Below are 19292 nucleotides of genomic sequence, written 5' to 3' on the forward strand. Positions count from 1 at the left end.
ACCATCCGCATCAGTCGTCGTAACATCTACTGCGTAAATACCATCGGTTACCTGTGTCGCATCGTTCACCGTAATCTCACCAGTAGTCGCATTCAAACTCATCCACGCAGGTAAAGTTCCAGAAGCGATCACCGCGCTGGTGATTGCACCATTTCCGTCAGTTACACTGGCCAGTTGATCACCGTTACTATAGTTATCTTCATTTTTTGCCGCATTAACTGAATAAACGGCTTCATCATCAATGTTAACGGTGATCGTGGCATCATCAGTTAATCCGTTATTATCCTCTATTGTTACCGTCAAGGTAAACACGGAAACAGAAAAATCAAGCAAAGTATTATCGTTGACAGTTATTTCTCCGGTATTTGTATGAATAGCAAATGTACTTCCTGTATTACCACCTGTAATGCTAAATGTCCAGGTAGCCCCAATATCGGGATCGCTGGCACCCACGGTATGAACACTGGTACCATTGGCACTATTTTCATCTAAAATCACCGAAGCGTCTACGCCGATAGGAGGCGACTGACAATCTGTGATAGATAATGGCCCATGCAGGTTGTTGGAATAATCGCACTCTCCAACATGCGATTCCACATAATCCGGTGCGGCTGGGGGAAGGTCCAAGCCATTGTGATTGACCAATACATACAGGTCAAAGTCCGCATGTTGCTCAGGAACTGTATACGTAACGGAGACTGTATTACCAGCTTCAAGCTGCGACCCTAGTTCTCCTACGAACATAAAAGTTGCCCCCGGCGCATAAGGATCCCCATTATAAAAAGAGACCGGCGTTGTGGCCGGTAATGGCCAATCACCACTATTAGTGATGTCTACGGTCACATCAATTTGATAAGGGGCCGGCCCGCAATTGGTTTTATCGACCGGTGTGGTAATGGTCACTGTGGCATCCGGAGCAGACAGAGAGGCTGTACCGTTGCTTAATCGATAAGTGGATTGCGCCAGGAAGTTATTTGACCCGGGGACGAGGTGATGCTGTTGCAAACCTGTGGGGACAGTTAAATCATCTTTTATGTTTACTTCAAAATAATTATGCTGATTCCATACTTTTCTGGCAGAAACCCATGGGTAATCAGTTGCCCTGAACAAAGAGATGAAATCACTGCCCGAATTACTAGGACCAGGTGTATCCTGGCAGGAGCAAACAATTTCTGCCGCTCCGTCGCCGTTAACGTCCGCTACAACCGGATACTCCATTCTGGTTCCGGCAGCACAGTAAATCGAACCCATTTTGGAACCGTCGGTTCCATCATATACATACAAGCTATCTTCGTCTCTGTAGATCACCTCAAAAAAACCGTCAGCATGAAAGTCATATACCGTACTTCCGGTACGTTGGGAGTTATCATTCGCTGTAACAGTCCATAATGTGGACATTCCCGATGCAAAATCATCGATTACCATATATATACTCTTACCCGAAACACCTATCTCCGGTCTGTTATCACTATCGAAATCCGCAACATTCGGATGACCGCCAAAATTCGTACCGGGGATTGTAACAGTAGCCCCTAACTGAGCACTTGTTTGTACATCCCAAACGTAGATATCGCCTCCATCATTAATCACGGCATCCAAATCCCCATCTAAATCATAGTCCACGATACTAGTCATACCATCGCCTAAAGTAGCCGGTGATGCCGTAACCTCTATAGTCATGGTGCCGGTGCCAATATCCACGGAATATACCTGATTTCCTGCTACCAGTTCCAGTCCGGAGCAGTTAGCACAACTCGCATCGGGTAGTATATCAACTGCTACAGAAAAGGGCTCATTATCATTTCTGGTATTTCCGGTTGAGAAGGCTCCAATACTATTGGTTGAACCTCCATCCGCAATTTTAGTACCGAGTGCAGAATCAAAAATCTGGTTGCCAAGATAAATTTCAGGGGTACCATCGCCATTAAAATCCGCTATTTCCGGTGTCCATTGATTGCTATAAGTAGCATTATATCCCACCAGGTCCGTAGTATTAATCCAAGTTTGCGTACCATTATGTTCATATCTGACCAATTCCCTGTTTCTACTGGTGATGAAAATTTCCGCGGTACCATCTCCGTCTACGTCTGCAATGGCAGGGGCATCCAGAAAAACATCTGTATTTTCGCCATTAATAGAAGTTTGCAGCGTGCCATCCTCGCCGTTGAATATATAAATTCTGCCATTATCATCCTTACCAATTACTTCGGGAATGCCATCACCATCCATATCTGCCACTAAGACCGTTTGTCGTTGATCCATCGGATACATGGCGGCATCTGTGTCCCAAATTCTGGTCAATGTAAAAGGTACGCCCGGAGTCGGCGTACTTTGACAACCTGAAGTAGAACCTCCAAAATAAAAGCCGTCACAATCAACAGATCCGGAGCAATCCGAATCATAACAATCGATCAAACCATCACCGTCATTGTCAATCCCATCGGCACAATTTCCTGCTTCCTGCGCAATCGCAGCAGTGCTGACAACGACCAGAAAAATAACGATCGTTAAAAAGGTTCCGGAAACTTTTTTTATATCAACATGTACTGATTTCATAATCGCCCTCCAAAAATTCTTTACAACTGCCCAAAAAGTACCTAACAGCCACAATTGCCAAAATTTTTAGGTAAATCGACATTCATTCTCGGTGAGCGGTAAGTTTCAGGTTTAAAAGAATTAGTTAAAATACCGGATGATCAGAAGCATCCTGAGATAAGGTGAGTAAGTTTCTTATCGAATTAACAACATTTTATAGTCCGATATCGGTTGAAAGATGATTGATAGGAATTCCAGGTAAGGGTTACCTATAAAATTTTTTCAATGTATTTTTTCGGAAAAAGGAATGGAGTAAAAATGATATCCAGTCTTATTGAGGCCACAAAAGTAATTTAAATTGCCTTGCTGAAAACCTGCAATGAGTTGTTTTCTTTCCGATGAAGCCTTTCATCAAAAACAGCACATATATTTCTGACAAAAGCTTTGCCCGGACGTGTTACTTTTATGCCGGCGTATGATTTTGTCAGCAATCCTTCCCGCTCCATTATTTTCAATACCTCCAAGGTATTTTCATTAAAGGAAGTTGCCATTAACGGCGTCCAGGCAGCTTCATCCCTGCATAATACTTCAAGTAAAAAGTTCTTGATGGTGAGATCAAGAGCCGTGAGAAAATGTCCTTTTACGGTGGCCAATTTGCCATCTGATATGGTCTGCTGATAGTCTTCCACCTTTTTCAGGTTCTGTGCGTAAGCATATTTGGCATCGCTGATAGATGAAGCCCCTAGTCCAATCAGGAGATCAGTATTGCAGACTGTGTAACCCATAAAATTCCGGTGTAGGGATTTATTTTTTGCAGCTTTGAACAGGTCGTCATCCGGAAGGGCAAAATGGTCCATGCCGATGTCGTAATAACCAAATTCAGTAAGCTTTTTTTTGCCCAGCTCGTAGAGTGCCCTTTTTTCTATGTTTCCCGGCAAATCATTTTCCGAATAGCCTCTTTGCCCGGGCGACTTCCAGGGAACATGGGCATAGCTGTAGAAAGCAATCCGGTCAGGTCTGAGTGGCCGGATCAGATCCATGGTATTTTCAATACTTGCCTTTGTTTGAAATGGCAAACCATAAATAAGGTCAAAATTGATGGACTTATAGCCGATTTTTCGGGCCGATTCGGTCGCCTCAATAACTTTTGAAACGGGTTGAATCCTGTTGATGGTTTTTTGTACCCGCTCATCAAAGTCCTGAATACCCAGACTCATTCTTTCAAATCCCAAATCGAACAAGGTTTTCAGGTGCGCAAAAGTCGTATTGTTAGGATGGCCTTCAAAACCCAATTCCCGTTGCGGATGAAGTTCACATCCTTCGAGTAGTTGGGTTATCAGCTTGTATAAATTCTCCGGACTGAAAAACGTAGGCGTCCCTCCGCCAAGATGCAGCTCCCTGATCACGGGCTTTTCCTTAAAATGCTCCCTGTAAAGCCTCCATTCGTCTAAAATGGAATTCAAATATCCCTCTTCTACCGCATGATTTTTAGTAATACGCTTATTACAGCCACAATATGTACAAAGACGCTCACAAAATGGAAGGTGAATATACAAACTGATTCCTTTTCCGCTATTTGACTCCTCAAATGTCCTTTGCACCACCTGCATCCATTTTCGGTTATCAAATTCCCCCTGATCCCAGTAGGGAACCGTCGGGTAACTGGTGTACCTGGGAACCGGTACGTCGTATTTTTGAATGAGATCCTCGGTAGCCATCCAATCTATCTTTTAGTATCCCGTGCCCACGTATGACCCGGGTTTTGTCAAAACTTATATCGCTTGCAAAGGACCTGATTTTCCGGTATTCTTTAGATGACTTCTGTCAATTGAAAAAATGACAAAGATCATCGGAGAGGGGTCAGGGGAGAGAGGTGCCTGGGCTTTCAGGGGATATACTTCAAGTGAAAGAGTTGCGGGTTCCGGATTGCAGTTGTTCTAGATACAGGGTTAAGGGCCTTAATGATGAGAGGATGCGATGATTTCATAATTGCGGGACCAAGGGTGGTACCATAAAATAATTGTCCATTATCAATTGTCAACTGTCAATTAGCAATTAAAGTAGTTCTATTTAAAGCTAAACGAAAGAAAGCGACACAATCAATCACGTCGCTTTCTAAACAAATATAAAAGTGGGTGGAAGATCGTCTTCAATTAATACCTTCTTACTACTACCCTTTATCACACATACAACCTGCTGGTTTCACACCGGTATCATTTTTTTGATACGACCCTTTGACCACCGCTTTACCAAAAGGTTTAAAAGGGGATTAATTTTATTTGAAAAATTTTACAGTAAGATGTTTCCGGCTGAAGTCAAACTTCTTAAGACTTGGTAGGAACCAGCAATTCGCGGATGTCAACGTCAAGAATCGCCGCCATAGCTTTTAGTGTTTTGATCGAAGGTTGTGTATTATTGTTAACATAATTGGATACAACCTCCCGGCTTTTTCCTAATTGCTCAGCCAGCCAGGTCTGGGTTTTTCCCTGAATTACCAATATTTCTTTTATCCGGTTTAGCCTTTCCATGGTCAAATATAAAATCTATGCTCGGGCGATAAGGTAAATGTAGCTTCAGAGGTATCTTCAAATTCTCCAAACAGGATTTTTGATTTTACCAGTTGATCCGGAATGGACTCGACAATCCATTGACTGCCACTCCCTACATCTTTATGATCACTTTTCCAGTTCATTTTAGAACCGACACCGGCATTCGGGCCTTCGTACTCATATTCCGTTTTCGGATCAATCTGAGCCCAGGGTGACCATCGATTAAACTTTTTCATACTGTTTAACTGTGAATAAACCAGAGAAAGTTTAGAATTGATCACTATAGATCGCTCTACGTGTGCTTTTGAAGGCAAAACTGCAATGGCTATTGCAATAAGCACGAAAAACACCAAAAGAATTATTCCAATAATTTTTAAGGCTTTCATAGGTTTTATCGGTTTGGTTCAGATTAAAAATCCGCAATAATTTAACAATTTTTTGAAAATAATAAAATTGAAAATAGAATTTCAGCCCTAATCGTTTCATTCAATTTCTATTTTATAACTGATTAAAAACTTGCGGGTTATCGATATATTCGAACATTTTGAATGGACAATGTCGGCTTACATTCTTACAATGACACTTTCAGGTACCCTGTTTGAACCGGGAAATATGCATTTACTTCAATAAGGAAACATTAAACACCGAAGTACTTTTTAGTATATTTTCTGACACATTTTACACTGGTTACTTTGTACTTTTGATAAATTGTGATAACAGGGGCTTACGGTTGGAATGTACTTTGTTTAAATTAATACAATCTCCAATGTGGGTTTACAATTTTTTATCCAAAAGCAATCTTCTCAATAAATATGTTTACAAAATCATTTTTGCCAGCCTCATTGGAGTGGTTACTCCATTAACTGGGATAAGCATTTATTTAATTTTCCTTCGTCATAGTCACATTGCGGTTGTCGACACTTTTTTTCTCATCCTGGGGTTTACACTCGTTGGCATTATCATCATTGTATGGCTGTTAAACCAGCTAACCTTTCCAATTGATATGGCACAGAAAGAGCTGACCAGGTATAATCAAACCGATGAAATTCCGGACCTGCCTACTCACTACCCGGATGAGGTGGGATTGATCATGAGGGACATTAAAAAAACGGCAAAATCTACCAACAGACTGATTACAGAAAAAAATGATTTCACAGCAATGCTTTCTCATGACCTGAGGAGTCCAATGATTTCTATCATAGGTTTGTTAAAGCTAATCAAATCACAACCCGAAAGTGTACAGGCCAGGTATTATTGCGACAAAGCAGAGGAGTTTGGCTATCACCAATTGAAACTGATGGAATCCATATTATCGTTGCTTAATGAAGAAAATCAAAGCCATAAACCTCCCAAAAAGGTGATCGTAAATCTTTCAAAATTTCTCGCTGAGTCACTGGCTCAGTTTGAACTTTCTTTGAAAAACAAACAGTTAGCCATCAATCAAAACATTCCCCCTCAGCTAGAAGTAAAGGTAGAGCCCTATTCTTTTTCACAGGTAATTACCAATTTACTGCACAATGCCATAAAATTCTCCAAAAAAGGCGATCAAATATACCTGAACGCCAGTAACGGAGGAGATTCAGTGAAAATCAGTATCGAGGATGAGGGTATTGGATTTTGCCTGGATAACCCCGCTGTTCTTTTCGAACGGTTTACGCCCGAAAGAAAAAGAGGTACACAAGGGGAACCTACTAATGGCCTGGGGCTGTACCTGACAAAAAAGATCATAGAAAAACACGAGGGAACCATCAGCGCTGAGAGCGCGGGAAACAACAAGGGGGCTACGTTCAGGATCATGATACCTAGTTGAGGGGTGAGGGGAGAGGAGTCAGGTAACAGATCGGATCTTCTTGGTGTCTTTCTTCGTGTCTCTGTGTCTTGGTGGTAAAAAGGGAAACACAAAGCCACCGAGACACAAAAGATTTACTTTAAAACGCCTATCTATAACAGTTGCAATCCTGGTTGTAAAATGCTGATGATGATTTCAGGGAGTATGGTTTCTCGTAAACCCATAATTGACTCCGACGGAAAGAGGCGGGGACGTCTTAAAGACACTCCTTACGGTAACGTTCAGCCGCTTCTTTATCGCCTGCGTCAAGGGCGGATTGGAAATGTTGGCATGCTTTGTCTTTTTCCTGACGTTGCTCGTGAGAAATTCCCAGATAAAAATGAACCCGGTCCACATTTTCATCCATCTCCAAAGCCTGGCTCAAAAGCCTGATCGCGCTTTCATGATCGCCTTTCATTTGGTAAAATATCCCCTTATTACGGTAGGCCCAGGGATTATCCGAATCCAGGATAATGCTCTTGTTAATATCTTCCTCGGCCTCATCCAACTGATTTAACCCGAGATAGGCAAAACCACGGTTGTTGAGAAAAAACGGATTGTTGGGCTCCCGTTCCAAAGCCCTGTTTAAACTGGACAATGCCTCCTGATATTTTTTTTCTTCCACAAAAATAAGCCCCTGTACATTGTAAGCGTAGCCATGCTCCGCATCTATTTGCAAAGCGGCATCTATGTCCGCTCTGGCTTTTTCCCAGTCTTTCATTTGATAATGTACCGCCGCCCGGTTGATAAAATTCTCGGGATTGCCCGGATTGGTTTCCATGGCCTTCCCAAAGGCATCCAACGCCTTTTTGTATTGTCTCAGGTTGTTATAAATAATCCCGAAATTAAAATGAACCTCTGCCGAATCCACATAAACACGGCTCACCTGTTTCATATCTTTCAACGCCCTTTCCCATTTTCCATTCTGAATGTAGGCATTAGCCCTGTTAAAATAGGCATCGATATAAGCCGAATCGATCAGGATAGCCCTGGAGTAATCCCCGATGGCTTCAAAATATTTTCCCTGCTCGAAGTACGCAATGCCCCGGTTATTGTAGGCGTCTTTGAAATTTTGATCGACATCGATGGCTTCTGTGTAGAATTCTATGGCTTCCTTATATTCCCTCGCATATAAATGATCATTAGCCTTATAAAAAAACTTAGCCTTACGGCTCAATTCCCGATCCCCGCACCCGGAAAACACGATGGCTAGTAGTAACAATACATGACTTCTTCTCATGGCAGTGCAAAGATAAAAGGATAGAATTTAAATTGACCAACTTCACAAAGAAGAATTCATGTTTTTTAGCTTTGTATTTAGGTTCTACTACCTCACACGTAGTGTTTTTTACAAAAAAGCCATTGAGCAAAATCTTCATACATATCACATTATACATTGCCCTGTTGCTCCGTGATAGCAGTGTCCTGAGCCAAATTCTGCCGCCTGACCGCAGGGCTAACTGGGAGCACGCCGGCATTGCCGGCGATTTTCCGGATACTGAAGTGGCCATAAGCTGTTTGAAGATAGAAAGAAACGACGCTACCGCAGGCCAAACCAGTAATATCCATTTCAGATACGCCGCCGGTTGCCAGGTGCAGGGAATAGAAAGCGACCGTTGTAACTTTTCGCACGTGACCATGTCTTACAGTCATGGTATCAAAATATCGGGCTCTTATTTTCATCACAGCTTTAGCTACGGCAGCGGTGGCAAGGCTTACGGGGTAAAGGCCGGATTTCTGTATGGCGTAATGAATAAGGGCCTTTTGTTCCGGCTAACGGTAAATAAATGGCTATATTTCAAGCACAATATTTGCTTTGTCCTATTTACAGATTTTAATAAAAGCACCCATGCTAAAATCAATCATATATATATGCACCTTCCTGTTTATTTTCCATGTTCATAGCCAGGATTCGTTGTCCATAAAACATCATGAGCAGGAGTTGTCCCTGTTGTTTGTGGGCGACATCATGGGTCATCAGTCGCAGATCAATGCAGCTTTTAACGATAATACGGGCAAGTATAATTACGATAGCTGCTTTAAATACATCGCTCCGGTGCTGTCGAAAGCAGATGTAACCATCGCGAACCTGGAGGTTACACTGGCAGGGTGGCCTTATGCAGGATATCCGCAGTTCAGCTCACCTGATGAACTGGCTGTGGCCTTGAAAAATGCGGGTGTTGACATCATGGTCACTGCCAACAACCATTCGTGTGACCGGAGAAAACAAGGCTTGGAACGAACCATCAGGGTGCTGGATAGCCTGGAAATCGGGCATACAGGCACATTTATCGATTCCGCAAGCAGGGCTAGGGAATACCCAATGATCATTGAAAAAAACGGCTTCAGGATTGCCTTACTCAATTATACTTATGCTACGAACGGTATACCGGCCACTTTTCCGAATATTGTAAACCTGATTTCAAAAAAAACCATCATCGCGGATTTGACCAAGGCAAAGGCAATGAAACCGGACCATATCATTGTTTTTATGCATTGGGGCCTGGAATACAAGCAGTATCCAAGTAAGTATCAAATCGATTTCTACAACTTGTGTAAAAATAATGGTGCCGATTTAATTATTGGTTCCCACCCACATGTGGTACAAAAAATGGAATTTCATAAGTCGCATGAAAATCCACACCTTGTGGCCTATTCTCTGGGAAATTTTATCTCTAACCAACGTACCAGTCCAAGGGATGGTGGCGCAATATTGCAGGTCAACTTAATCAAAAAGGACAGTATCAGCCAAATCAAGGATGCCGGTTACTATTTAACTTGGGTCTATCCTCCCAAAGTTTACAACCGCAAAAAGTTTTACGTACTGCCGATTGCCAAATTCGAGGCCCTGCCCTCTTTTTTTAACAGCCATTCATTCAACAAGATGAAGGCCTTTGCTAAGGGCTCGAGGTCTTTGTTCAGAGCAGAAAACAAACTTGTTTATGAATACAAATACAATGAAGAATCTGACAGTTACTACCTGAGCGAAGTGAAAGAGAAAATCGAATAGTATTATCTGCCTTCCCTCCTGTTTAGATCAACTACTGTCGTGGAATCATTTTTAGATTGGTCGGTCCAGTAAAAATAGAGGTCTGTTTCGAAAGAAATAATGGTTTTGTCTTCATAATAGACCGTAACATTTCTTTCCTCATCTACGCGAATGTTGGAGATCCCTTCTTCACTGGTGTACAGAATGATGTCGTCAATGCCTTTATAACTCGACGAGACCGGAAATTTAATTACCAGATCGTTGCGCTCAGGGTAAATAAACTGGATAGACTCCTTATCGTAGGTCACCAGCACATAATCAGTATTCTCCCTCACCTCTCCTTCTGAATTCCGGGCCTTTTGTTTGTTGCTGAAAGTGGTCCAGTTCAATTCTTCAGAGGCATCCTGAGCGATAACATCAGGGCTTATCAATCCTGCGGACAGTACAAATATCAATATCAGATTGATGAAGGGAATATTTTTTAAAATGTTGAAGGACGGATTTCTATAACTCATTTCGGTCAAATTTTAGCGTTTCAAATAAATTCTACAGTAAAAGACAAGGTCATCTCTTTATTTCCGTCCCTTAACTAAAGATGCCTAAATTGTATTTTATTAATTCAATTTTTTATGAGAATAATACAATAATAAGGTAAAAAAATTTCATATGCAAGATTTTAGCAGAAAATTTACTGTTTTTTAGCTAAATAATCCATAATCTTCTGGCTTTAAAGTATTTATATTTTAGGCTTTAAAATCCCTTCATGTAAGATAACTCATTTTTTGCATAAAAAATAACCTGAAGCGGGAAAGCTTTTGTGACTTTCTCCGGCCTTTGGGTTATAATACAAACTAAACAAACAATCATATGAAAAGGCCCTTTTATTTAATTCCTGGAATTATTCAGGCAGATCTAAGGGCGACATAAAATCTCTGATCCCTGTTTGATCTACATATCGCTTCATCAGACTCATGCGTGCATACGGCGTTATTTTTTTGTCAGAATATTCAAGCGGGCGGTTAACCTTTTGGGAGATAAGTTTCATAACCGAAAATAACTCTATTTCGTGAAGTTATCCATTTTTCAACCTTCTCATATCTTTCTAATGCATAATTCAGGGTTAAAGGAAGTAACAACGATATCTTAAAATATTTTATAGAGTGACATCATATGTCACCCAATTACAGTAGATTTATCCGAGATACTCATTTTAATCCTAGCATCCGGATATTCATGTAAATGTATTGTAAGTGATGATATCTCAGCGTGGGCAAATAAGCTAAATAGGGGATCTGAAAGTTCAATAAATAACAACGAAAAAGTTAAAACATAATTAATATTCGTCTAAAGATAAATCGTCATTAAACTTAACTTATCATGAAAAATATAATCGCATCTTGCGTTTTCCTGGTACTTACTACAGTCTTATTTGGGAGTTATGGTCAAAATAGCTATCCCACTACCGGAACAGTAAAGATCAATGGATCAGGAAGTTACAATAGCGCTGCTGCATCTAGTGTAATTCTGGAAAACAGCATAGCCAATAGAAGCTGGCAGTGGCATGTTTTGGATGACGGCGGCATGCAATTTGGAGATATCAATACATCGGCAACCAGGTTTTTAATCGACGTCAATGGCAATGTCGGTATTGGTTCTATTACACCGTCTCATAAACTTACAATTTCCGGAAGTGGGGCGTACAATGCTCCTGGGGCTTCATCTATAGTTTTAGAAAACAGTGTGGCCAATAGAACCTGGCAATGGCACGTTTTAGATGACGGTGGCATGCAATTTGGAGATATCAATACATCGGCAACCAGGTTTTTAATCGATGCCAATGGCAATGTCGGTATTGGTACTATTACCCCAGGTGCCTATAGATTAGCCGTTAACGGCAAAATCCGCGCTAAAGAAGTCAAAGTTGAAACCGGCTGGTCAGACTTTGTATTTGAGGATGATTATGATCTTCCAACTATTGCCGAGGTCGAGCAATTCATCAAAGTCAATAAGCATTTACCTGAAATTCCTTCCGCTCAGGAAGTGGCTGAAAACGGCGTGAATCTAGGGGAGATGGAAGCTAAGCTCTTACAAAAAATTGAAGAATTAACGCTTTACATTATTCAACAGGAAAAGCGAATTAAGCAATTGGAGTCAAAAAAGTAATTAAATAGTAGCAATAAAGAAATAACTTAACAAAAATAGATAAACTGCATGCCGTCCTTTTTCCCGGGCCAGTTTTTCAAGACTTTCGACAATCACTTGCCCCAGGCCATGGCCCCTGAAACCCTTAAGGACAGCAATTCTGGAAATATGTCCGCGATTGTTTTCAATTAATAATCTTCCGATAGCTGCGGGCTCCTCCCCGCAGCTCACCAATTATATGTGAAGCCTTGTGATCATAGGTGTCAAAATCCAACTTCTCGCTGATACCCTGCTCCTTCACAAACACCTTTTTCCCGATAGCAAACACACTGGCTAATTCAACGATTGTTTTTACCTGTATGATTGTCTGCTCCGTACAAGCCATGGTACTGTAAATTATAAATTTTACAGGTTAACATAAAACATCACTTCCGGGCCACTCCTTTTTATTTATTACATTTATGGCTAGCTTTGCCCTTTATTGAAACATCAGAAATCATGAAAAAAAATTCCCTGAGAAGAAGACCTTTTCTGCAAAGACTTACCGCCTTTGGTGGTTTGTTGGGTCTAAGCTCCCTTTCCGTGCACGCCGCGGCCACCGGTTTGCAAAAGCACGGTAATTTCGTGCATGTAGTATTTTTTTGGCTTAAAAATCCGGACAATAAAAAGGAAAGAAAGCAATTTGAGAATAACCTGAATACCTTTATCAAAGGAATTGACTACATCAGATCCACCCATGTGGGTACACCTGCCGGTACAGACCGGAGTGTAGTGGATAATTCATATACTTATTGCCTGATTGTGTCTTTCGAGGACAAAAAAGATCACGACGCGTATCAGGAAGACGGACTTCATAAAAAATTTATTGATGATACCGCGGCGCTGTGGGAAAGGGTGCAGGTTTATGATTCAATACTCATATAGGGAAAAAAAGTGGTTTCGCAGTTTAAATATGAAAATAAATAAAGATAACCGCTCGTTAAGCATGAAGTTATAACCAGTCAGAATACCTGTTTAACCACTTATAAGATATACCCGTCTAATAACACTGTATGACTACCGGAGAATTTGGAAATTGATTAAAAAAGGAGATATGAAAACCAGGACCTTTGTAAACATCACCATTAGTGTGGTTCTATTATTATTTGTTAATTCGTGTGCTGTTAACCCGGTAACAGGGAAAAGGGATTTAATGTTGATATCCGAAGAGCGGGAATTGGCTATGGGAGCGGAGAGTGATCCGGGCGTAATCGCTTATTTTGGCTTGTATGAGGATGAAAAGTTACAGAACTTCATTAATGTTAAAGGGAAGGAGATGGCGGCTATCTCGCATCGTTCCCATCTCGACTTTAAATTCCGCATTCTGGACTCGCCGGTTATCAATGCCTTTGCTGTGCCCGGTGGTTATGTCTATTTTACCAGGGGAATTCTTGCCCATTTCAATAACGAGGCCGAATTTGCCGGGGTGCTGGGCCACGAGATCGGCCATGTGACTGCCAGGCACTCCGCCAAACAATACAGCAAGCAACTATTTTATCAGGGCTTATTTGTGGTGGGTATGGTAGCCTCCAAGGAATTCAGGCAGTTCTCAGACGCGGCGTCTCAAAGTCTCGGACTGCTTTTTTTAAAATTCAGCCGTGAAGATGAAACGGAATCTGACCGTTTAGGCGTCGAATACTCTACCAGGGTAGGGTATAATGCTAAAGAAATGGCTAATTTTTTTAAAACACTGGACAGAATGGGGCAGCAATCGGGTTCGGAAAGAGTACCTGATTTCTTATCTACCCACCCTAATCCCGCAGACAGGTTTGAAAACGTCGGCCGGTTAGCCAGGGAATGGCAAACCAAATTGAATGTCAGTAACCTGAAAACAAACAGGAATCAGTACCTGAAGATGATAGATGGATTGGTTTTCGGTGAAGACCCAAGACAAGGTTTTTTTGAAAACAATGTGTTTTATCATCCGGAGTTGAAATTTGAGTTTCCCGTGCCGGCACAGTGGAAAACAGTAAACACCCCTCAGCAGGTACAGATCGCGCCTGAAAACGGTAAAGCAGTAATCATATTTAGCCTGGCCAAAGAAAAAACACTGGAAGCAGCAGCGGCAGCCGTCCAAAAGATGGACTCCATAAAGGTTCTGGAATCTAAAAAAACGACAGTGAACGGACTACCCGCCATGACCATGCTGACAGATCAAGGTACGAACCTTAGGTTTTTGACATACCTGATTAAATATGACAACTACATATACAAATTTTATGGTGTTTCTTCAAGACAAGACTACAGCAGTTATGCCCCGGTATTTATCAATACCATGAAAAATTTCAAAAAACTAACTGATCCGGCCAAACTAAATAGAAAGCCCGATCGTGTGAGGGTGAAAACCGTAAAATCCAACGGAACAGTAGAACAAGCCTTAAAATCATATAATGTAAAAAGCAATATGCTTGAAAAGACAGCATTATTGAACAGTATGAAGTTAACAGATAATGTCAAAAAAGGAAGCTTAATAAAGATCATAGCTAAATAGTGATGTCCCCGGCAAACTGTTAACCCAATCCATTGCACTAACTACTACAACTGTGTAATCAATAAACGGAAGTAACCAATAAATACACGTATGACAAAACCACTAGTCAAGGAGATCAATGGGTTTGAATATATGCTCTATGAGAAAAAGACCTACGAGCCCGCTGTTGCTTTGCAGCATAGCCGGGATTACTACCAATGGCTGGATCGACGAAGGACGGTCCGGGACTTTTCCGACAGGCCGGTTCCCCGTGAATTGATAGAAAACCTGATTCTCTCAGCCTCCTCAGCCCCATCCGGTGCCCACAAGCAACCATGGAGATTTTGTGCCGTATCTAACCCGGGTATCAAAAAGGAGATCAGGAAAGCTGCTGAGAAAGAGGAATATGAAAGCTATCACGGCCGGATGAGCGAAAGGTGGCTGAAAGACCTGCAGGCCTTAGGCACGGACTGGCACAAACCATTCCTGGAAATAGCCCCCTGGCTTATCATTGTTTTTAAAAAGGCTTATGAATGGAGTGAAAAAGGTGAAAAAACCAATAACTACTATGTGAATGAGTCTGTAGGACTGGCTGCTGGATTTCTGCTAACTGCCATTCACAATGCAGGTTTGGTAGCCTTAACACATACACCCAGTCCAATGAATTTTTTAGTAAAAATTTTAAACAGACCAGACAATGAAAGGCCATTTTTGTTGATCCCTGTGGGTTATCCTGCCGAAGACGTTTATGTACCCAGACTGCAGCGCAGGCCTTTGGAGGAGATTAGCGAATTCTATGAATAACCATCGCGGGTTAATCCGGTTTGATGCCTCAATATTTAGTAATAACTTAGTGGGATGGTTAATGTAAAGCAGCCTGTGTGTATGTTGATTGGGCAGGCCGCGGTTACCCTGGCTGCTTTGGCAGTGGATACAGGGCTCAAACCGGCCGAAGTACCGGTAAGAGACGTCCGGCAAGCTTTACTGGATTTTGATGCTTACCTTTTTACCCTACCTGGATGTTAACCCGGACAGCAAGTTTTTTAAAGCCATTCAAAAAATTGGTGCCACCGGAATTTTAAGAGGGGAAGGAAAAAATGCAGGGTGGGAAAATCAAACTTTATTTTATCCGGACAGTCTGCTGTCCCGTACCGCATTGCAAACAGGGCTTAATGACATTGCCCCCGAATTAAGCCTAAATAGCAAAGATCAGGTCTTGACCGGTGGCGAGGCGTTGGCGATTATTCAAAATCTGATGCAATTAGGATCAGATGAAAAAGGTAACATGGGCCGGGAACTACCATTGACAGAAGCCAGCAGGGTTTGGAAGAAATATGGGATGGGCGCTTTCAGGCAGCACGAACCAATGACCAGGGCAGCGTTCTGCCTGCTATTGGATGAATTAGCCGACCCATTCACCAACTGGCCGGTAGATCATTGGGGGAATTTCAGTTTTTAATCGTGGCCCGGTTCCCGGATTGTTGAATAAAACCTTTTAAATACTACCGGCCGACCTCACCTCTGTTCCCTCCATATTCCGAAGCTTATCCCCCAGCCGCTGCCGCATCTGATCTGCTATTTTTTCTATTTTCTCAACGATCTCAGGATTGTCTGAGGCGACATTGTTGGTTTCAGCGATATCTGTTTTTAAATTATACAATGCTATTTCCGTAATTATATTTTGTTCATACTCCACCGGCAATCCGTCTTTGCCACCTTCCCGCCCATTTAGTGATCTGTAGCTATGGGGAAAATACAATTTCCAATCCCCATATCTTACACCGTGCAATTCATTGGTTTTATAATAATAAAAATAGGCTTCATGCGGGCTTTCCGATGACTGGCCGGTTATAACAGACCAAACGTCTTTCCCGTCAATCTTATTAAACGGAAGCTGCGAGCCGGTTAGACCTGCAATAGTAGGCAACAAATCAATGGTCATTACAGGGGTTGAAATTGTCTGGTTGGCGGGAATCTTACCAGGATACCGCATGATGCAGGGTTCCCTTTGGCCACCTTCCCACGCAGTGCCTTTGCCTTCTCTCAAGGGTAATGCCCTGCCACTATGTTCACCGTATGACAACCAGGGGCCATTGTCCGAGGTAAAAATAACCAACGTTTCTTCATCGATCCCATGGTCTTTCAACGTTTCAAGGATCTGTCCGACCGACCAGTCTATCTCCATGATTACATCTCCATACAATCCTCTCCTTGATTTTCCCTTAAATTTGTCTGAAACAAATAAAGGCACATGAGGCTGAGGATGGGCTATGTAAAGAAAAAAAGGCGTGTCTTTATTGGACTCAATAAATTCGATGCTTCTTTCGGTAATTTGGGTGGTAAGCATAGATTGATCTTCCAGTGTATCAACTACTTTTTCGTTTTCATATAAAAGAAGCGGGTCAAAATTAAATATAGTCCCCTGCCACGGGTGAAAAGGCCACATATCATTGGAGTAAGGGATGCCAAAATAATCGTCAAAGCCCTGGTTGTTGGGCATAAACTGAGGATCATCACCCAAGTGCCACTTGCCATAGATAGCGGTGCGGTAACCGTTGGCTTTCAACATTTCCGCCAGCGTAGTTTCGGAGAGACTGAGACCTCCGGGATGATTAGGCATCAACGCACCATGAATGCCTATCCTGTTTGGGTAACATCCCGTCAGCAACGCAGCCCTGCTGGCCGAACAAACCGCCTGTGCCACATAAAAATCCGTTAACCTAACTCCTTCCCTGGCCATCTGATCCAGGTGCGGCGTTTCAATATCAGGCGACCCAAAGCACCCCACATCCTGATACCCCTGATCATCAGTGAAGATAATAATAACATTAGGCCGGCTGTTTTCGGCCATTTTTTTGGAGGACTCAACACATGAAACCACCATACCAGCCAGAACAACAAGAACCGGATAAGAATAAATTTTCACCCGTTTAAATTTATTTCAACAAAATCCGAATATAAAAAATGCCTGTGCATAGATCAAACCCTCAACAATTTATGCTATACCCACCAAATTTCCAAAAAGAAAAAATAACCATCAATATTAACGGTCCACCACCACTATTTTGCCCCAACAGAGCACTCAAACCATCCTCAAACTCACACCCAAACCCAAACTCACACTATTTATGTCTTTTGATTAATTCCTCGATTATCTCGTTGAAGTCGACATTTTTGGCTTCAAGTAGGACGAGGTAGTGAAATAACAGGTCGGCGGCTTCGCCTTTGAAGAGGTCTTTGTTATCATCTTTGGCTTCTATCACCAGCTCTACAGCCTCCTCTCCTACTTTTTGGGCCACTTTGTTAATGCCTTTATCAAATAAAGACTTAGTGTATGATTTTTCGTCCGTGCTATGTTTTCTGTCTTTGATGATTCCTTTCAGATAGTTGATAAAATGAAGTTGATCCTTGTTATCTTCTTTGAAACAGGTATCGGCACCGGTGTGGCAGACCGGACCGGTCGGGCGGACTTTGATAAGGAGCGTATCCTGATCGCAATCGGCCAGTATTTCCTTCACTTCCAGAAAGTTACCTGAAGTTTCACCTTTGGTCCACAACTGCTGCCTGGTACGACTGTAAAAAGTTACCTGGCCCAGCGTTTGGGTTTTTTCCAATGCTTCCCTGTTCATGTAACCCAGCATCAAAACCTTTTGGGTGGTAAAATCCTGAATGATAGCAGGCACGAGGCCTTCCCCTTTTTCGAAATCGATATCCATTTTTATTCTAATACATTAATTACTGCAAAGTTAAAGCCGCATGGTTATACCATCTTCACTCAACTTTACTTTTAGCTTGTCGATGTCAATTTCCTTGTAGTGAAAAATACTTGCAGCCAATGCTGCATCGGCTTTTCCGGTGGTAAAAACATCTGTAAAATGCCCCATATCACCTGCTCCACCCGATGCTATAACCGGGATTGTCAAAAGGTCGGAAATTGTTGCAGTCAGTTCATTGGCAAAGCCGCCTTTGGTACCGTCGTGGTCCATAGAAGTCAGCAGAATTTCCCCCGCGCCACGATTTTCCACTTCGAGGGCCCAACCGATGGTTTCCACTTCGGTGGGTGTTCTCCCGCCATGTGTATGAACCAGGTGTTGCCCATTTATATATTTTGAGTCAATAGCTACCACAATACATTGGGAGCCAAATTCCTGACTTAGTTCGTTGATCAAGCCCGGGTTTCTGACCGCGGCGGAATTGACAGATACCTTGTCTGCTCCGGCGCCTAACAAGGCTGAAACATCCTTCTTGCTGCCAATACCCCCTCCTACCGTAAACGGGATGTTAACTTCCCTTGCCACTCTTTTTACAAGGTTAACAAGCGTTTTCCTTTTTTCAACTGTGGCGGTAATATCTAAAAAAACCAATTCATCAGCCCCTTGTTTACTGTAAATAGCGGCAAGCTCAACAGGATCACCGGCGTCTTTCAACTCGACAAAATTAACCCCTTTAACGGTTCTGCCATCTTTAATGTCCAGGCAGGGTACAATTCTTTTGGTAAGCACTTCTTTAAATGTTAAATAAATCCATGTTTGAGGTTAGTTAAATATTCGCGTCATATTGACCTCTCACAAACCTATGCAGGTTGTTACCAGCCGAATCAACCAGGTGTCCCAATATTTCTTTTTTGGACCATTTGCCCGGAGAGGGTTTGTGATCCAGCGAGGTTTTATCCATGGAAGATAGTCTTGCACTTGTCTCCTCAATAATTTTTTCCAGGTCGCTACTAATTTCCATCATCAT

The 19292-nt window shown here is 42.2% G+C and carries 21 protein-coding genes; 9 read left to right on the forward strand and 12 right to left on the reverse strand.

The window, feature by feature from the left end; genetic code table 11:
- The 4 genes from AC04NP_RS17555 to AC04NP_RS17570 form a co-directional block, all read right to left on the reverse strand.
- A partial coding sequence (locus AC04NP_RS17555; protein ID WP_482861164.1) for an FG-GAP-like repeat-containing protein occupies nt 1–2556 on the reverse strand: 2556 nt, incomplete at its 3' end.
- A gap of 332 nt (nt 2557–2888) precedes the next feature.
- The gene (hemN, locus tag AC04NP_RS17560) at nt 2889–4253 is read right to left on the reverse strand and encodes an oxygen-independent coproporphyrinogen III oxidase (protein WP_482861165.1); all 1365 of its coding nucleotides are present in this window, start codon (nt 4251–4253) and stop codon (nt 2889–2891) included.
- A gap of 606 nt (nt 4254–4859) precedes the next feature.
- Entirely contained in the window at nt 4860–5063 is a 204-nt protein-coding gene (locus AC04NP_RS17565; RefSeq protein ID WP_482861166.1) for a helix-turn-helix transcriptional regulator, read from the reverse strand.
- A 2-nt stretch (nt 5064–5065) separates the two neighbouring features.
- Nucleotides 5066–5470, reverse strand: a complete 405-nt coding sequence (locus AC04NP_RS17570; RefSeq protein ID WP_482861167.1) for an SRPBCC family protein — start codon at nt 5468–5470, stop codon at nt 5066–5068.
- 380 nt (nt 5471–5850) lie between these two features.
- On the opposite strand from AC04NP_RS17570, the gene AC04NP_RS17575 reads away from it, so the two are divergent.
- On the forward strand, nt 5851–6894 hold the full coding sequence (locus tag AC04NP_RS17575; RefSeq protein ID WP_482861169.1) for a HAMP domain-containing sensor histidine kinase: 1044 nt from the start codon (nt 5851–5853) through the stop codon (nt 6892–6894).
- Nucleotides 6895–7129: 235 nt separating this feature from the next.
- Here the strand turns inward: AC04NP_RS17575 and AC04NP_RS17580 are convergent, their stop codons facing one another.
- On the reverse strand, nt 7130–8152 hold the full coding sequence (locus AC04NP_RS17580; protein WP_482861171.1) for a tetratricopeptide repeat protein: 1023 nt from the start codon (nt 8150–8152) through the stop codon (nt 7130–7132).
- Nucleotides 8153–8274: 122 nt separating this feature from the next.
- On the opposite strand from AC04NP_RS17580, the gene AC04NP_RS17585 reads away from it, so the two are divergent.
- Both AC04NP_RS17585 and AC04NP_RS17590 read left to right on the forward strand, forming a co-directional pair.
- Entirely contained in the window at nt 8275–8817 is a 543-nt protein-coding gene (locus AC04NP_RS17585; RefSeq protein WP_482861172.1) for a hypothetical protein, read from the forward strand.
- Entirely contained in the window at nt 8762–9922 is a 1161-nt protein-coding gene (locus AC04NP_RS17590) for a CapA family protein (protein ID WP_482861173.1), read from the forward strand. The genes AC04NP_RS17585 and AC04NP_RS17590 overlap by 56 nt, the downstream gene beginning before the upstream one ends.
- 2 nt (nt 9923–9924) lie before the next feature.
- Here AC04NP_RS17590 and AC04NP_RS17595 read toward each other — a convergent pair whose 3' ends face one another.
- Entirely contained in the window at nt 9925–10416 is a 492-nt protein-coding gene (locus tag AC04NP_RS17595) for a hypothetical protein (RefSeq protein ID WP_482861174.1), read from the reverse strand.
- Nucleotides 10417–11278: 862 nt separating this feature from the next.
- Between AC04NP_RS17595 and AC04NP_RS17600 the strand changes: the two genes are divergently transcribed.
- A complete protein-coding gene (locus AC04NP_RS17600) occupies nt 11279–12064 on the forward strand; it encodes a hypothetical protein (protein ID WP_482861175.1) in 786 nt (261 codons plus the stop codon).
- Here AC04NP_RS17600 and AC04NP_RS17605 read toward each other — a convergent pair whose 3' ends face one another.
- A complete protein-coding gene (locus AC04NP_RS17605) occupies nt 12065–12274 on the reverse strand; it encodes a GNAT family N-acetyltransferase (RefSeq protein WP_482861176.1) in 210 nt (69 codons plus the stop codon).
- A complete protein-coding gene (locus tag AC04NP_RS17610) occupies nt 12228–12428 on the reverse strand; it encodes a hypothetical protein (protein WP_482861177.1) in 201 nt (66 codons plus the stop codon). Before AC04NP_RS17610 ends, AC04NP_RS17605 begins: the two co-directional genes overlap by 47 nt.
- A gap of 113 nt (nt 12429–12541) precedes the next feature.
- On the opposite strand from AC04NP_RS17610, the gene AC04NP_RS17615 reads away from it, so the two are divergent.
- From AC04NP_RS17615 to AC04NP_RS17635, 5 genes are all read left to right on the forward strand, one after another.
- The gene (locus tag AC04NP_RS17615; protein WP_482861178.1) at nt 12542–12967 is read left to right on the forward strand and encodes a Dabb family protein; all 426 of its coding nucleotides are present in this window, start codon (nt 12542–12544) and stop codon (nt 12965–12967) included.
- Nucleotides 12968–13136: 169 nt separating this feature from the next.
- Nucleotides 13137–14573: a M48 family metalloprotease gene (locus AC04NP_RS17620; RefSeq protein ID WP_482861179.1), complete on the forward strand. Its 1437-nt coding sequence runs from the start codon at nt 13137–13139 to the stop codon at nt 14571–14573.
- Between the two features lie 90 nt (nt 14574–14663).
- Nucleotides 14664–15356: a nitroreductase family protein gene (locus AC04NP_RS17625; RefSeq protein ID WP_482861180.1), complete on the forward strand. Its 693-nt coding sequence runs from the start codon at nt 14664–14666 to the stop codon at nt 15354–15356.
- A gap of 54 nt (nt 15357–15410) precedes the next feature.
- Nucleotides 15411–15578: an FAD-dependent oxidoreductase gene (locus AC04NP_RS17630; protein WP_482861181.1), complete on the forward strand. Its 168-nt coding sequence runs from the start codon at nt 15411–15413 to the stop codon at nt 15576–15578.
- A complete protein-coding gene (locus AC04NP_RS17635; RefSeq protein ID WP_482861182.1) occupies nt 15547–16011 on the forward strand; it encodes a hypothetical protein in 465 nt (154 codons plus the stop codon). The genes AC04NP_RS17630 and AC04NP_RS17635 overlap by 32 nt, the downstream gene beginning before the upstream one ends.
- A gap of 36 nt (nt 16012–16047) precedes the next feature.
- Here the strand turns inward: AC04NP_RS17635 and AC04NP_RS17640 are convergent, their stop codons facing one another.
- The 4 genes from AC04NP_RS17640 to AC04NP_RS17655 all read right to left on the reverse strand — a co-directional run bounded on the left by AC04NP_RS17640 (nt 16048) and on the right by AC04NP_RS17655 (nt 19292).
- On the reverse strand, nt 16048–17478 hold the full coding sequence (locus AC04NP_RS17640; RefSeq protein ID WP_482861183.1) for a sulfatase family protein: 1431 nt from the start codon (nt 17476–17478) through the stop codon (nt 16048–16050).
- Nucleotides 17479–17674: 196 nt separating this feature from the next.
- Nucleotides 17675–18268 (reverse strand): bifunctional phosphoribosyl-AMP cyclohydrolase/phosphoribosyl-ATP diphosphatase HisIE, encoded by a 594-nt coding sequence (hisIE, locus tag AC04NP_RS17645; RefSeq protein WP_482861184.1) that lies wholly within the window; start codon nt 18266–18268, stop codon nt 17675–17677.
- A 30-nt stretch (nt 18269–18298) separates the two neighbouring features.
- Entirely contained in the window at nt 18299–19054 is a 756-nt protein-coding gene (gene hisF / locus AC04NP_RS17650; protein ID WP_482861185.1) for an imidazole glycerol phosphate synthase subunit HisF, read from the reverse strand.
- Nucleotides 19055–19091: 37 nt separating this feature from the next.
- Entirely contained in the window at nt 19092–19292 is a 201-nt protein-coding gene (locus tag AC04NP_RS17655) for a DinB family protein (RefSeq protein WP_482861186.1), read from the reverse strand.

The organism is Agaribacillus sp. DX54 (assembly GCF_056858335.1).